This is a genomic window from Flavobacterium subsaxonicum WB 4.1-42 = DSM 21790, assembly GCF_000422725.1.
GTDB lineage: Bacteria > Bacteroidota > Bacteroidia > Flavobacteriales > Flavobacteriaceae > Flavobacterium > Flavobacterium subsaxonicum.
Genome location: NZ_AUGP01000029.1, coordinates 1 through 16,097, shown reverse-complemented (window position 1 = coordinate 16,097; position 16,097 = coordinate 1). Strand labels below are relative to the sequence as shown.

Below are 16,097 nucleotides of genomic sequence, written 5' to 3'. Positions count from 1 at the left end.
CCAATTACGTAACATTATGAAAGTAACAATAGTGGGCGCCGGCAATGTTGGCGCAACCTGTGCCGATGTAATTTCTTACAGAGGAATTGCCAGCGAAGTTGTTTTGCTGGATATTAAAGAGGGTTTTGCCGAAGGCAAGGCTATGGATATTATGCAATGTGCGCCTAATACGGGCTTTAATACTAAGGTTTCGGGCATTACAGGCGATTATACAAAAACAGCCAACAGTAATGTTGTGGTAATAACATCGGGCATACCCAGAAAACCGGGCATGACGCGCGAAGAACTTATAGGTATTAATGCAGGTATTGTAAAAGGTGTGGCTGAGAATGTGCTTAAGCATTCGCCAGATGCTATAATAGTGGTGGTTTCTAACCCAATGGATACCATGACGTATCTTACTCTTAAAGCTACCGGCCTGCCTAAAAACAGGGTTATAGGCATGGGTGGCGCGTTAGACAGCTCCCGATTTAAATATTACCTTTCTAAAGCGTTAGATAAGCCTATTGGCGATATAGACGGTATGGTAATAGGCGGGCATGGCGATACCACCATGATTCCGCTAACAAGGCTGGCGTCGTATAATGGTATGCCGGTTTCGGGCTTCCTGGAGCAGGATGTGCTGGATAAGGTAGCGGCAGATACTATGGTAGGTGGCGCAACGCTTACGGGCCTTTTAGGTACATCGGCATGGTATGCGCCGGGGGCATCGGTAGCGTATCTTGTAGACAGTATTTTAAACGACCAGAAAAAAATGATAGCCTGCTCTGTGTTTTTAGAGGGCGAATACGGCCAGGACGACATTTGCATGGGTGTACCGTGCATAATTGGCGCTAACGGCCTGGAGCAAATAGTAGACATAAAACTTAGCGAAGACGAGAAGGCAAAATTTGCCAAAAGCGCCGACGCTGTTAGGAATATGAATGCCGACCTCAAGGAGGTATTGGTATAAGAATTTACGTATAATACAAGAAGGCTGCCATAGGCAGTCTTTTTTTTATGATATAATTTGTAAATAAATTGGTTAATCTTATCGTAAATTATATATTTGCTCGTTTTTAAAAAATTGAACTAATTAATTTTTACAAATAATGCAGAATAAGGGACTCATTAAATTTTTCGCAATACTATTTGCGTTAGTATGTATTTACCAGCTTTCCTTCACGTTTATTGCGGGTGGGATAGAAGATGATGCCAAGGCATTCGCTAAAGGCGATTCTAAAAAAGAACTTCAGTACCTGGACTCAATAGGCAAACAGAAAGTTCATTTTTTTGGTTATACCTACAATGAAGTAAGGGATAAGCAAATTAACAAAGGTCTTGACCTTGAAGGAGGTATTAACGTTATGCTTGAAATTTCTGTAAAAGAAATTTTAAAAGGCTTAGCTAATAACTCTAAAAATCCTGTTTTTAACAGAGCTTTAGACAGGGCTACAAAAGAAAGACAAGGTAACCAGGATTATGTTGATGCTTTTTTCATTGCTTTTGATAAAGAGTCTAACGGAACTGTAAAACTTGCATCGCCAGAGCTGTTTACCAACAGGATCATGGGCAGCGAGACTGTTAATATTGACATGTCTGATGACCAGGTTAAAAAAGTTATCAGAAAAAAAGTTAGCGAGTCTATGGATAGTGCCTTTGGTGTACTAACAGAGCGTATTGATAAATTTGGCGTAGTACAGCCTAACATCCAGAAAATGGGTGAGTCTGGCCGTATTATGGTAGAATTACCGGGTGCTAAAGATATAGACCGTGTAAAAAAACTATTAATAAGTACTGCACAATTAGAGTTTTGGGAAGCTTACAAAGCACAAGACCTTCAAAACTTTTTTATAACAGCTAACGAAACACTTAAAAAAACAGAGACGGCTACAACGGCCGAAACTGCTCCTGCGTCTAACGACTCTATCGAGAAACTTTTAGGTGCTAACGATTCTGCTGCTACTAAAAAAGGCAACAACCCACTTTTAGACAGAATGCAAATGAGCCAGGGTGGTCCTGTACTTGCGGTGGTATCTACAAAAGATACGGCTAAAGTTAACAGCTACCTTAAAAGATCTGACATTCGCAGCCTTTTACCTGCCGATATGCGTTATGCGCGTTTTTCGTGGGGTAAAGAAGATGTAAGAAAAAGTGCCGGCTTATTAGAGCTTTATGCTCTTAAAGGAAATAAAGAAAATGCCGCTCCCCTTGGCGGAAATGTAATTACAGATGCAAGCGCTACGTTCGACCAGATGAACAAGCCTGCTGTATCTATGACAATGAATACTACCGGTGCTCAAAAATGGGCAGAGATGACAGGTAAAGCATACAGAGAGCAGGGCTTTATTGCTATTGTTCTTGATAATGTGGTTTACTCTGCACCGGGTGTTACTACAGGTCCTATTGAAGGTGGTAACTCTCAGATATCTGGTGCGTTTGACGTAACAGAAACAAAAGACTTAGCAAACATCCTTAGAGCCGGTAAATTACCTGCTAAGGCAGATATTGTACAGAGCGAGGTTGTAGGTCCATCCCTTGGTCAGGAAGCTATAGATAACGGTATTAACTCATCTATAGTAGGTTTACTACTTGTATCGCTTTGGATGGTTGTTTACTACGGTAAAGCCGGTTGGTATGCAAATGCTGCCTTGTTGGTTAACATCCTTTTCCTTTTTGGTTTCCTTGCAAGCTTAGGTGCTGTACTTACACTACCGGGTATTGCGGGTATCGTACTTACAATTGGTACTGCGGTAGATGCTAACATTATTATTTACGAACGAGCCAAAGAAGAAATTCGTCATGGTAAAACGTTAGATGAGGCTGTTAGAACATCATTTAGCTGGAGAGGTGCAATGTCATCTATTACCGATGCTAACGTAACACACGTGCTTACAGGTTTAGTACTGTTAATATTTGGTTCGGGTCCGGTTAAAGGTTTCGCAACTACACTACTAATAGGTATATTTACTTCATTATTTACATCGATATTCATTACAAGGATTTTCCTTGACTGGAGTATAAGAAGAGGCGATAAGCTAACATTTGTAACCGGCATGTCTAAAAACTGGTTTACTAATGTACACTTCAACTTCCTTGGAGCTAAGAAGTTTACTTACATCTTCTCATCGGCAGTTGTTATCCTTAGCTGTGTGTCTTTCTACGTTAATGGCCTTGATGAGGGTATTGACTTTGCAGGTGGACGTACATTCCAGATTAAATTCGAGAAACCTGTATCTGTAGAAACAGTAAGGGACGAACTTGGAGAAATTTTTGAAGGTGGTGTAGATGCTAAAGTATTTGGTAGCGATTCTCAGTTAAGGATTACCACTAAATACAAGATTGCAGAAAATACAGTAGAAGCTGATGCCGAAGTAAACAAAATGCTTTACGAAGGCCTTAAAAAATACTATACAAACATATCTTACGATCATTTTGTTAACGCAAACGAAGGTAAAAACCTTGGTATAGTACAGGCATCTAAAGTAAGTGCAGTAGTTGCAGATGATATTAAAACCAACTCATATTACGCAGTATTAGGTGCAATGGCAATTGTGTTTATTTACCTAATGGTAAGTTTCAGAAAATGGCAGTACAGCCTTGGTGCAATTGCAGCGGTAGCGCACGACGTTATCTTTGTATTAGGTATCTACTCGGCACTTTACAAGTTTATGCCTTTCCACATGGAAATGGACCAGCACTTTATTGCGGCTATCCTTACCGTAATTGGTTACTCCATGAATGATACCGTAATTGTATTCGACAGGGTGCGAGAGTACCTTGCAGGTAACACAAAAGGTAGCTTCAAGCAAATTGTAAACGATTCAATTAACACTACATTATCAAGAACTGTAAATACATCATTAACCATGATATTGGTATTACTTATCATGTTTATCTTTGGTGGAGAATCTATCCGTGGATTTATATTTGCAATGCTAATAGGTATTATAGTAGGTACATATTCATCATTATTTATCGCAACTCCGGTACTTGTAGACACGTACTCTAAAGAGGATAAAGATGCAATTGAAAAACGCCACAACGAAGTTATATAAGCTTTTTTGTTAAAATATTTAAAACCTGCTTATACAAATAAGCAGGTTTTTTATTTATTTGCATACGCAAAAAACTATATATTCGTTATAAAATACAAAGGAGCCAATGCTCCTGGCCATTTACACAAAAAGTAACTTTAAAGTAACACATGACAAATTTAATTTTATTATTACAGGATACTATTCCTGCTGTTGTAAAAGACACTACCGCTGCCGCTACTACGGCTGCAAAAGATGCAGAACCTATCCGGTTTTTCGAAATGTTAATGAATGGCGGGGTAATGGTTATACCCATTATGCTACTGTTGTTCTTTACATTGTATGTAATTATCGAGAGGGCAATGTATTACAATAAAGTAACAAAAAGCAATGATGCAATTATAAACGAAATACGCTTTCAGCTAAGTGCAGGCAAAATTGAAATGGCACAAATGACGGCAGGTAAAGCCGGAACGGCAGAGGGTAATATACTTGAGGCCGGCATAAGCCTTATAGGACGCCCACTTAGCGAAATTGAGGGTATGATGGAAAAGCAGACCAACGTAGAGGTTGGTATGATGGAAAAGAAATTGGGTTGGCTGGGCCTTGTGGCCGGTATAGCGCCTATCTTAGGGTTTATTGGTACCATAGGTGGGGTTATTGTAATCTTCCATACTATTTCGGTAGAAGGAGAGATAACCATAGATACTATATCTAAAGGCTTATACCAAAAGATGATCAGTTCCGGCCTTGGCCTTGTAGTAGGGGTTATAGCCTATTCTGCTTATCACTATTTTAATATGATGATAGACAACTTTTCGCTGCGTTTGCAAAGACAGGCCATACAATTTGTAACTATTATAACTACAGGTAAATAATGAGGGTTAAAAGAAATAAACGCTTTCATGCAGAAATCGCGGCTTCATCGCTTAGCGATATCATGTTCTTTTTGTTCCTGTTCTTCCTTATCGTATCTACATTGGCCAACCCCAATGTAATAAAGCTAAGCCTGCCTAAAGCACGCAGTACAGCACAAACTACCAAAAGCCACATAAGCCTTTCGATACAGGTAGAAGAGGGCAAGGATAATAAATATTATCTTGACCAGGCCCCTGTAGCATTCGATTCGCTTGGTATTAGGCTGGCACAACATGTAGAACAAACAAAAGACAGCACGGTTATTGTAAGGTTTCCGTATGACCTTAGAGTTCAGGATATGGTTAATATCCTTGAAATTGGAGAGAGCCAGAAACTTAAATTTGTTATAGCCACTACTAAAAAGCCGTAATATGGTACAACTAACAAGGGAGGAAAAAGAATCAGGGGTAATTACTACCGCTATCTTTGCTATTGTGCTGCTCCTGTTGTTTGTCCTTAAGTTTGATGTGGACAAGGAGGATGACAAAAAAGAGGAAGTGGTTGTAATGCTCGAGGACGAAGGCGGTGGCGGCGGAGGCGGTGTTGCCGTAAACTTTGGCGATAGCGATAATGGCCTTGGTGCCAAATATCAAAGCGATGCTGTAGCTAAGGCACCCCCTGCACAGTCTGCCCCTGCCGAAGAAGTTGTGGGCAGCAGTGATGATAAGGCCGAAGCTGTAGCCAATACACAACCTGTAAAAAATCGTGACCCAAAGCCGCAAACCCCTAAACCGGCGGTAGAAGATAAGCCTAAAGCACCTGTTAAACCCAGTAATGCGGCACTCGATGCTATTATGAATGGCAGTAACACCGGTGGCAGCGGCAATACAACGGCCGGAGGAAACCAGGGATCTAACAACGGATTAAGTAATGGTAATTACGGTACAGGAGGCAGTGGCGGCGGCTCTGGTGGCGGAACGGGTTCTGGGAATGGTACAGGTACCGGACCGGGATCAGGAAGTGGCTCAGGCGGCGGAAGCGGTTCAGGCCGTGGCACAGGCGTAGGTAACTACAAAATGGCAGGCCGCAAGCCTTTAAGTACGCCAAAACCAAAATACAACTGTAACGAAGAAGGCGTGGTGGTTGTAGAGGTGTATGCCAACCCTGCGGGTAAAGTAATTAGCGCCACAGCGGGCGTTAGGGGTACAACCAATTCGGCAAGCTGCTTGCTAACCCAGGCCAAAGCTGCAGCAATGGAAACTACCTGGACGGCATCTGCCGATGCGCCCGATAAGCAAACCGGCACAATCATATACAACTTTAAGCTGACTGATTAGTAGCTTATTCACACATAAAACAAAGCCCCGGCAAATAATGTCGGGGCTTTGTTTTTTAGTATCTGGAGCGGTAGTCTAAGCGCATTTTAGTAGGCGTCGCGCCCGTCATTCGCTTTATCTGCCCTGCAAAAAAGCAGGTCAGGATGCCGCTACTGCCGGGGCTAAGAGGTTTCTCCGGGTTTGTTTAAGCTAAATTTTTTATATTAAAACAATTGTGATTGTAGAATAAACTTTAGTTTAGTAGGTAGCATTAAATCAATTGCGTGAGAAAAATACTATTTTAATAAATTTACGTTCTACATATATCACCATTTTTTATTTTGTAAGCCAAAAGTTATTAACCTAACGTCCTTAAACACAATAATAAGCCATTTGCTATGAAAAAAATTATTCTTGCCTTCTTAGTTTTTTTGTATTTGCCAACCAAAGCCCAAACGGCACAAATTGAAATTCCGGAAACTTACGAATTATCAAATATTATTTTAGCATTAACCGATTATGGAGTTGCAGATGAATGGGAAGTTCAGAAAAAAACCGAATATTATAAAGAGGTAATAGCGTATTTTGAACCGGTTAAAAATCACCCGCTTTTAGATAGTGTAAATTATTCGAGGGAAAAATGGGCGGATTATTTGAGTTTCAGGACAGATGCGGTTGCTTTTTCTTTTGATGAAAGTGGCAAATTAAGCAGGAGGTTTGAATTTTATGCCAATAAAGGACATAATCCGTTTGATAAAAACCTGGATTTAATTAATGATTTTATACTTAAATCAGGCTTTAGGGAATTTTATAAAGAACATCGCGAATTATACAATCGTGTTACTAACAATTATGAAGATTATAATTTTGTTAAACAAACGATGGTATTTTTAAAAACCAATATTGCAGATGATAGTACCCGAGACAATAATAAAATTTACAAAATAATTCTTTCTCCATTAGTGTATAGAATGAATTGCCATAGGGAGTTAGGTAATAATTTGGTTGCCGACTTTCCTTCGGCATCGGAAAATTTTATTAATGGCGTAAAAACTGATGAAAATATTGATGCCCGGCTCAACTCTAATCATGGGATTTTTACAGAAAAAGATCATGAATACATCAACCCGATTACAACAAAATATTTAGAACTTGTTACTGCTAATTTTAACCCAAAATTTTGGGATCAGGATTCGGGTTATACCGATTTTAACTCGTTTAACGAATATATGACATGGGCAGTTTATGATTTATTTTTAGATGCACATTTTTCTGAGAGATCACAGGAACTCTCTACTTACTGGAACTATCAAAATGCAAGCAGGGGGTTTATTGCACAAAATTTGTTTTCGGGTAAAGTAAAAGAACTTTATAAAAAGAACAAAGGGCAGAAATTTGAAAATATTTACAAACCATTGCTAAAGTGGACTAAAAAAGTTGAGAAAACCATATCGCTGCCAACATTGCTAAATATAGATACCCAAAATTTTGTAAAGGCAGATGTGAATAATATTAAATTGGATTTTTCTGAAGAAATGAATACAGAGCTGCCTATTGGTTTAGAGATAAGGGAGTTTAAAGACGGAAGGGCAACCGGTAATAAAATATTTACCCAATTGGTTAATTTTAAGTGGAGTAAAGATAAAAAGCAACTTAATTTTAAAATTGAAACTGATTATGAAGAATTTGCTTTGATTTTTAATTGGTATGGAATTGATAAGCCATTAATTTCTAAGAAAGGAATTTTTTTAAAACCATTAAGTTACATTCAATTAAAAAAATAAAAACCTCATAAAACAGTTAAATTTTAAAACTGTTTTATGAGGCTGTATTTTAGTTGTTTAGGTTTTATAAATAAAGCAGTTTAACTTTCTTTTTAGGTTGCCATAAAAATGTTTAAAGCGTCTCCGTACGGTTTTTGGCAGTAAACACCAGCCATATACCTACTGCTATAAACGGCAGGCTTAGCCACTGGCCGGTTAAAAGGCCGAAACTATCAAAACCACCCTGGCTTTCTTTTACAAATTCCACCAAAAATCTAACACTCCAAAGCAATATCAGGAATACGCCAAACAGTAACCCGTGGTGTTTGCGGGCATCGGTTTTCCAATACATATAAAACAGTATGGCAAACACAAAAACGTAGCCAAATGCCTCAAATAACTGCGCAGGGTACCTAAAGGGCACTTTAGCCAGTATATCGGCAAATCGTGTGTCGTGTTGTATTAGCTGGTAGGCTTTGGCAGCATTCTCCTCGCCGGTAATCCTTACGGCAGCTCCGTGGCTTATCAGGTCTTTATCCTGTACAAACCTAACGGCAGTTGCGGTATCAGCAGAGGTTATCCTGCCCAAAATTTCGCTGTTTAAAAAGTTGCCCAATCGTACAAAAATACCACCACAGGCTACTGACAGTGTAATCCTGTCCAGTACCCAAAGCACTGGCCTGTGTATTACCTTTTTGCTGTAATATATAACAGCCATAATAACGGCAAAGGCAGCACCATGGCTGGCAAGGCCTGTAAAACCGGTAAATTCAAAATGCGGGTTAAGCTTTATGGGCAGGAATACACTCACAAAATCTTCTTTAAAAAGTTCGGGTTGGTAAAATATAACATGGCCTAATCTTGCGCCAATCATGGTGCCTACAATAACGTAAACAAGCAGCTTGTCCAGTTTTTCTACCGATTCGCCCTCGCGGTCAAATATTTTTTTGGTAATAATCCACCCAAGGCCAAAGGCTACCACAAACATAAGGCTGTAGTAGTGCAGGGTATAAAAGCCGAGATCCAGCCCATCGTAAAAATTCCAGGTAAAGCTTAAAAAGTGTGTCATTTAAAAAAAGTTTGTTTATCAGTTGGTCGTACAACGTGGTACTATGTTACAAATGGAGCAGACATAAAAAAAACCGCCCTAAAGGCGGTTTTGTATCTATAATGTTTCCGTGCGCTTTTTGGCTGTAAATATAAGGTAAAAACCTGCCAAAATAAAAGGAATGCTTAACCATTGGCCGGTTAAAAGTCCTTGGCTGTCAAAACCACCCTGGCTTTCTTTTACAAATTCTACCACAAAACGCACGCTCCATAGCAACACCAAGAACACGCCAAAAATAAGGCCATGGTGCTTGCGGGAGTCGGTTTTCCAGTACATGTAAAAGATGATAAGAAATACAAAAACGTATAAAACCGCCTCATACAACTGCGCCGGATGCCTAAATGGTATCTTAGCAAGTGTAGTGGCAAATTGCGGGTCTTTTTCTATAAGATTATAAGCCTCGGTAGGATTTGCAGCTTTGGTAATCTCTATGGCATCGCTTTTTTTAAGAAAGTCTTCGCCCTTAATAAATCGTACGGCAGTAGGGGTATCAGGGCTTGTTACGCTGCCTAATATCTCGCTATTAAAAAAGTTGCCTATCCTAACAAAAATACCACCACTGGTTACGGGTATAACAACCCTGTCCAATACCCAAAGTACCGGCCTGTGTATTACCTTTTTACTGAACCATATTGTAGAAAGTATAATGGCTACCGCAGCACCGTGGCTGGCAAGGCCTGCAAAACCGGTAAACTCAAACTTAGGGCTAAATTTAACGGGCAGCAAAATCTCTTCGGGGTGCTGACTAAAATAACCCCAGTCGTAAAAAAATACGTGGCCCAGCCTTGCGCCCAAAAGGGTAGCGACAAGGGTGTATATAAATAGTTTATCGAGTTTATCGACCGACTCGCCCTCGCGGTCAAAAATCTTTTTCATAATAACCCAGCCAAGCCCAAACGCCACAACAAACATAAGGCTGTAAATGCGAAGGGTAACAGGCCCAAGGTGCAGGCCTTCGGCAGGATTCCATGTAATGCTTAAAAAGTGTGTCATTGTTTTACTTTATAAATATTAATGTTTATGATTGCAGGTTTTATCGGGCACCGGGTCGTAACCGCGGCCACCCCAGGGGTTGCAGCTAACAATGCGCTTTACGCCAAGCCATCCGCCCTTAAAAAGGCCGTGTTTTTGCAAAGCCTCTAAGGTGTATTGCGAGCAGGTAGGGGAGTAGCGGCATGCCGAAGGCAGCAACGGCGAAATGGCCAGCTGGTAAAACCGGATGAGCAGTACAAAGGGGAATGTTATGATGCTGCCGGCTTTCAAAATACGGTTAGTTTACAGTAAACGTTGTGCCCTCTTTAGTGTCTTTAAGCTCGATACCCAATGCCGTTAGGCGATTGCGTATCTGGTCTGATAGTGCAAAGTCTTTATTGGCCCTTGCCTCGTTGCGCATGGCAATAAGCATGTTAACAACGCCTTCAAGCTTTTCGTTATTGTTTTCTTCGGCCTGCTCATTTCTTAAACCTAAAACATCAAAAACAAAAGAGTTCAGGGTTTTAGAAAGCAGTTCGATATCAGCAGCTGTCAACGTTTCTTTACCGTCCTTTAAAAGGTTGATGTAGCGCACGCCTTCAAATAGCTGGGCAATAAGTATAGGGCTGTTAAAATCGTCGTTCATGGCATCATAGCACAACTGTTTCCAGGCTGCAATATCTAAGGTAGATTTTGCATTGGCAGTAATTTCAGATGTAGAGCTAATGGCCTCCATAAGGCGGTTGTAGCCTTTTTCGGCAGCCACAATAGCATCATTGCTAAAATCTAAAACACTCCTGTAATGTGCCTGCAACATAAAGAAACGTGCTACCGATGGTGCAAAGGCTTTGCTTAGCACCGAATTGTTACCGGTAAATATCTCTCTTGGCAGTATATTATTGCCGGTAGATTTAGACATTTTTTTACCGTTAAGGGTAAGCATGTTGGCATGCATCCAGTAATTAACCGGCGAATGGCCTGTAGCGGCTTCGTTCTGTGCAATTTCGCATTCGTGGTGCGGGAATTTAAGGTCCATACCACCACCGTGAATATCAAAATGGTTGCCAAGGTACTTGGTGCTCATGGCAGTACACTCCAGGTGCCAGCCCGGGAAACCATCGCCCCAGGGCGAAGGCCAGCGCATAATATGCTCCGGTTCTGCTTTTTTCCAGAGGGCAAAATCAGCAGGGTTTCTTTTTTCTTCCTGCCCACTCAATTCGCGGGAGTTAGAAAGCATATCGTCAAGGTTACGCTTGCTCAGTATACCGTAATTATGGTCTTTGTTGTATTTAACAACATCAAAATAAACCGATCCGTTTACCTCGTAGCCAAAACCATTATCAATAATCTTTTTAATAGTTTCAATCTGCTCAATAATATGGCCTGTAGCCGTAGGTTCAATACCCGGCGGCAGGTTATTAAAGAGTTCCAGTATCTGATGAAAATCTACCGAATACTGTTGTACTATCTCCATAGGCTCCAGCTTTTCCAGCCTTGCCTTTTTTGCAATTTTATCTTCACCTTCGTCGGCATCATCTTCAATGTGGCCCACATCGGTAATATTACGCACATAACGTACCTTATACCCAAGATGTTTCAGGTAGCGGTAAACCAGGTCGAAAGATATAAAGGTGCGGCAGTTGCCAAGGTGCACATTGCTGTAAACGGTAGGCCCGCATACATACATGCCAACAGCACCGAGGTGCAAAGAGGTAAAAGTTTCTTTTTCTCCGCTAAGCGAATTATAAATCTTTAAAGGCTGGTTTTGGTATAGGTGCATATAAAAATATAGGTATTTAAATGAATGCTAAAACTGGGTATCCAGTTTAATGTAGTCCAAAAATTCCCTCCTTACATTTTCGTTTTTAAATTTTCCGCCAAATTCAGAGGTAACCGTACTACTTTCAATATCGCGAATGCCGCGGCTGTTTACACAAAGGTGCTTTGCATCTATAACGCAGGCAACATCTTCGGTACCCAGCACATTTTTAAGCTCCTGTACAATTTGTATGGTAAGCCTTTCCTGCACTTGCGGCCTTTTTGCAAAATAATCAACAATACGGTTCATTTTAGACAGCCCCACAACGGTGCCGTTAGAAATGTAAGCAACATGGGCGCGGCCCACAATAGGCAGCAGGTGGTGCTCGCAGGTAGAATAAACGGTAATGTTTTTTTCTACCAGCATTTCGCCATACTTATATTTATTGTCAAAAGTAGAAGAGCTTGGCTTTTTAGCAGGGTTAAGGCCGCCAAAAATTTCTTTTACAAACATTTTTGCAACACGGTTAGGAGTACCTTTCAGGCTGTCGTCTGTAAGGTCCATACCTAAAGTAAGCAGTATGTTTTCTACATCTTTTTTAATAGATGCTATTTTATCGTCGTCGCTTTTTTCAAAAGCATCTTCCCTAAGTGGTGTTTTTGCGCTTGTAGCAATATGGTTTTCTCCAATTTCGTCTCTGTTATCGTCGCTATGGATCATCAGTTTATAAGTTTACTGTAAAAAAATCAGGTGGCAAAGATAGTTATAAAAGTTGATTTTAAGAATTAAGCAGCTATTCGAATTTTAAAGTCGTTTTGGGCTCCTTATTATATGTAAAAAATGGTAATATAAAAATAATTAAAAATATTTGCATTTTTTGTTAGGGAAAATCAAGGTTGGGCTGTTTTATAAAAAAAATTATTTTTTTTTACCCAGTTTGAACCAATTTATTGTAAATTTCGCGTTTTAAAATTGTACCCTAATTAATATGAAGAAGCTCTACTTTTTATTATTGCTTGGTTTAATAACCTTTAATGTATTGGGACAAAGTGTTCCTGATACGGCTCCCGAAATGGATCCTATTTGTGCCGATGGGGCATTTGTGTTTAACAACACATTTAACTCGGGCACTGCAGACCCTTTGTCTGCGGCCGGATATGGATGTCTTGGTAGCGAACCTAACCCTGCATGGTTTTATTTTCAGGTAGGTAATTCAGGCCCGCTTGAATTTACAATCTATCAGGAAACATTTAATGGTACACCTATAGATGTAGATTACATTGCATGGGGTCCGTTTTTTGGGCCGCCTCCCATTTATGGCCCTGCCAGTCTTAATGACGCTACCACAGTAGGATGTAGTTACTCTGCATCTGCAACAGAGAATTTAAATATTCCTAATGCAGTGGCCGGTCAGTATTATGTTATTTTGATTACTAACTTTAATAATAGCCCCGGTACAATTAGTTTGGTACAGGATAACGAAGACGAAGTTGGCGCCGGTTCTACAACCTGCGATATTTTATGCCCCCTTACGTTAGGTGGCGATTTTGTTATTTGCCCCAACACCAGTTCTATTATATCTCCTATAATGGAGGGCGATGTAGATACCAGCCAGTCTACCTATGCGTGGACTTTAAATGGAGAGATTATTCCAGATGCAACTTCTTCTACTTTAACAGTAAGTGCTCCCGGTACTTACGCGGTTATTTTTAATAATCCCGGATGTTTGCCCGATACAACAGATGATGTTGTGGTGTCTAACCCCGAGCCAATGCCAATCAGTAATCCTATAGATCTTGAAATATGTGCGGTAGGTCCGGGTCCATATACTTTTAACCTTAACTTAAATAAGCCTATTATATTGGCGGGTCTTAATGCTCAGGATTATACCGTAACTTTTTATGCAACACAGCTTGATGCAGATGAAGGATTTCCTATGTTAGTACCTGCGGGTGCTTATCAATCTATGGGTAATCAAATTATATATGTAAGGATAGAAGATTATAACACCGGTTGTTATGATACAAGAACTTTTAACCTTATTGCTAACCCTGCACCGGTAGCCGGTACACCGGGTAACATTCAGGTTTGTGATACGGATAATAATGGTACCGAGGTGTTTGATCTAACCGATCAGGATGCTGCCGTTTACGGAACTCAGAGCCCTACTCAGTTTACAGTAACATACCATACATCTGCGGCTGCTGCTGCTGCAAATACAGGAGCAATAAACCCTGCCGATAGTTTTGTGAGCGGTACGCAGACAATATATGTACGTTTAACAAGTATAGACGATGTAAATTGCTACGGTACTTCAAGTTTCCAGATAACGGTAACACCACAGCCTGTAGTTGTAGATCCTGCCGATGTTTTTGCATGTAGCAATGAGCCTTATTTGCTTCCTGAAATTGCTGTAGGTAATTACTTTACTGCAACAAATGGCGGCGGACAGCAATTGGCTGCCGGAGACCCTATTACAGAAACTCAAATTATATATATATATGCAGAGTCAGGAACTACTCCTAATAACTGTACCGATGAGGAAAATTTTACAGTAACTATTTTAGAAAAACCGGTAGTTGACACTCCGGAGCCGGTTCAGGTATGTGGAGGTTATGTATTGCCTGTTTTAAATGTTGGTAACTATTATACCGGCCAAAATGGTACAGGTACACTGATACCTGCCGAAACTGTAATTGAAGAATCGGTTACACTATATATATATGCCCAAAGCGGCGACGCCAATACCATAATATGTTCTGATGAATATGCATTTGAAATTATTATAGAAAATCCACCGGTAGTAGCCGATGCTATTCCATTAGAAGCATGTGATTATGCTGTAGGCGATGCCAACCCTGTAAACGATTTTAGCGCAGCATTTGATCTTACCCAGGCAGGTGCGCAGGTAATAGGTAATCAGACCGGTTTAACGGTAACGTACTATACCTCTCAGGCAGGCGCATTAAGCGGCAGTAATGTTGGCTTAATAACAGCAGCCGAGGCAGTAAGCTATTATACAGAGAGTACCCCTGTAACACCGGCCGAACCGTTATACATAAGGGTAGTATCATCAACGGGAGCCACTAACTGTGCCACCGTAGTGCCATTACAGCTAATAGTGCACCCAACCCCTGTAATCCCTGTAATAACAGATTTTGTACAGTGCGACTATGTAAACTCACCGGACGGAACCGAGCTTTTTGACCTTACAACTAAGGATATCGAAGCCGATGTAAACCCGGAACTAAATAACACAGTTACGTATTACACCACGCAGGCCGATGCCGTAGCCGGTGTAAACGCCATACAGACGCCAACTGCTTATCCAAGCGAAACGGCAGCAAACGGAGAACAAACCGTTTATGTAAGGGTAGAGAGCACCTTTGGGTGTTTCAGGACATCATCGTTTACCCTTGTGGTAAACCCGCTACCTGTAATCATTACCCCGGCCGACCCTTTCCTTGCATGCGAAGAAACACCGGGCCAGGCCCTGTTTGACCTTGATGCTATAGAGCCGGTAGTAACCGGCGGTGCAGCAGGCTTTACAGCATCGTACTACGCTACCGAGGCAGCCGCCATAGCAGGTGGTACAGGCCTTGTAACGCCATACCTTTCGCCAAATGCTACTATCTATGTAAGGGTAATTAACGACCTTACCGGATGTGCATCAATAACCACAGCAGAGCTTCAGGTGCTTCCTGCGCCAATAGCCCCGGTAGTACCGGCATTAGAAGAATGCGATGCTAATAACGACCAGGTAGCTGTCTTCAACATCAACACAGCACTTGATTATATCCTGTCGTACATGGGCGGATCAGTAACACTTACCGTACACGAAACCCTGAACGATGCTACCTACGAGGCCAATGCACTTACAGCAGCCCAAATAGCAGCTTATACCAACGTATTTGCCTTTACCACCAACGGTGTACAAACCCTTTACATCCGTGTAGAAGGGGCAGGAACTGAATGTTTCGACATTGCCGAGCTGCAATTGATCGTACACCCAACCCCTGTTGCAGTAACCCCTGCAGTGCCTTACCAGCTTTGCGACAATGGCGCAAGCGATACCGATGGGCAGGCCGTATTCGACCTTACCACGTATGCCGAAGAAGTACTTGGTGCTAACAGCCCTGCGTTGTACAGCGTAAGCTACTTTACCAGCTTTGATGCAGCGGTAAGCGGCAGTGGGCCGATACCTAACCCGGCCAACCACACCAGCGCAAGCGGCACAGTATACATAAAAGTAACCAACAACGCTACAGGCTGCTACGACATCGTGGAGCTGGAGCTTATAGTAAA

The 16,097-nt window shown here is 41.2% G+C and carries 11 protein-coding genes and 1 pseudogene; 7 read left to right on the top strand and 5 right to left on the bottom strand.

The features are described from left to right. The first annotated feature begins 16 nt into the window (after window positions 1–16). The 6 genes from G509_RS0109830 to G509_RS0109805 all read left to right on the top strand — a co-directional run bounded on the left by G509_RS0109830 (window position 17) and on the right by G509_RS0109805 (window position 7,974). On the top strand, window positions 17–952 hold the full coding sequence (locus G509_RS0109830) for a malate dehydrogenase (RefSeq protein ID WP_026991375.1): 936 nt from the start codon (window positions 17–19) through the stop codon (window positions 950–952). Between the two features lie 139 nt (window positions 953–1,091). Then, window positions 1,092–4,037: a protein translocase subunit SecDF gene (gene secDF / locus G509_RS0109825; protein ID WP_026991374.1), complete on the top strand. Its 2,946-nt coding sequence runs from the start codon at window positions 1,092–1,094 to the stop codon at window positions 4,035–4,037. 149 nt (window positions 4,038–4,186) lie between these two features. Continuing rightward, entirely contained in the window at window positions 4,187–4,894 is a 708-nt protein-coding gene (locus G509_RS0109820) for a MotA/TolQ/ExbB proton channel family protein (protein WP_026991373.1), read from the top strand. After that, window positions 4,894–5,304 (top strand): ExbD/TolR family protein, encoded by a 411-nt coding sequence (locus tag G509_RS0109815; protein ID WP_026991372.1) that lies wholly within the window; start codon window positions 4,894–4,896, stop codon window positions 5,302–5,304. Before G509_RS0109820 ends, G509_RS0109815 begins: the two co-directional genes overlap by 1 nt. A 1-nt stretch (window position 5,305) precedes the next feature. Then, a complete protein-coding gene (locus G509_RS0109810) occupies window positions 5,306–6,211 on the top strand; it encodes a hypothetical protein (protein ID WP_026991371.1) in 906 nt (301 codons plus the stop codon). 377 nt (window positions 6,212–6,588) lie between these two features. Beyond that, the gene (locus G509_RS0109805) at window positions 6,589–7,974 is read left to right on the top strand and encodes a DUF4932 domain-containing protein (protein WP_026991370.1); all 1,386 of its coding nucleotides are present in this window, start codon (window positions 6,589–6,591) and stop codon (window positions 7,972–7,974) included. Window positions 7,975–8,086: 112 nt separating this feature from the next. Here G509_RS0109805 and lgt (G509_RS0109800) read toward each other — a convergent pair whose 3' ends face one another. The 5 genes from lgt (G509_RS0109800) to folE form a co-directional block, all read right to left on the bottom strand. Further along, window positions 8,087–9,022 (bottom strand): prolipoprotein diacylglyceryl transferase, encoded by a 936-nt coding sequence (lgt, locus tag G509_RS0109800; RefSeq protein ID WP_026991369.1) that lies wholly within the window; start codon window positions 9,020–9,022, stop codon window positions 8,087–8,089. A 96-nt stretch (window positions 9,023–9,118) separates the two neighbouring features. Further along, a complete protein-coding gene (gene lgt / locus G509_RS0109795) occupies window positions 9,119–10,054 on the bottom strand; it encodes a prolipoprotein diacylglyceryl transferase (RefSeq protein ID WP_026991368.1) in 936 nt (311 codons plus the stop codon). An 18-nt stretch (window positions 10,055–10,072) separates the two neighbouring features. Further along, the gene (yidD, locus tag G509_RS0109790; RefSeq protein WP_394363566.1) at window positions 10,073–10,324 is read right to left on the bottom strand and encodes a membrane protein insertion efficiency factor YidD; all 252 of its coding nucleotides are present in this window, start codon (window positions 10,322–10,324) and stop codon (window positions 10,073–10,075) included. Window positions 10,325–10,331: 7 nt separating this feature from the next. Further along, entirely contained in the window at window positions 10,332–11,813 is a 1,482-nt protein-coding gene (gene cysS, locus G509_RS0109785) for a cysteine--tRNA ligase (protein ID WP_026991366.1), read from the bottom strand. Window positions 11,814–11,840: 27 nt separating this feature from the next. Further along, window positions 11,841–12,512 (bottom strand): GTP cyclohydrolase I FolE, encoded by a 672-nt coding sequence (folE, locus tag G509_RS0109780; RefSeq protein WP_026991365.1) that lies wholly within the window; start codon window positions 12,510–12,512, stop codon window positions 11,841–11,843. Window positions 12,513–12,780: 268 nt separating this feature from the next. On the opposite strand from folE, the pseudogene G509_RS0109775 reads away from it, so the two are divergent. Beyond that, window positions 12,781–16,097: pseudogene (locus tag G509_RS0109775) on the top strand (hypothetical protein); the annotation flags it as partial.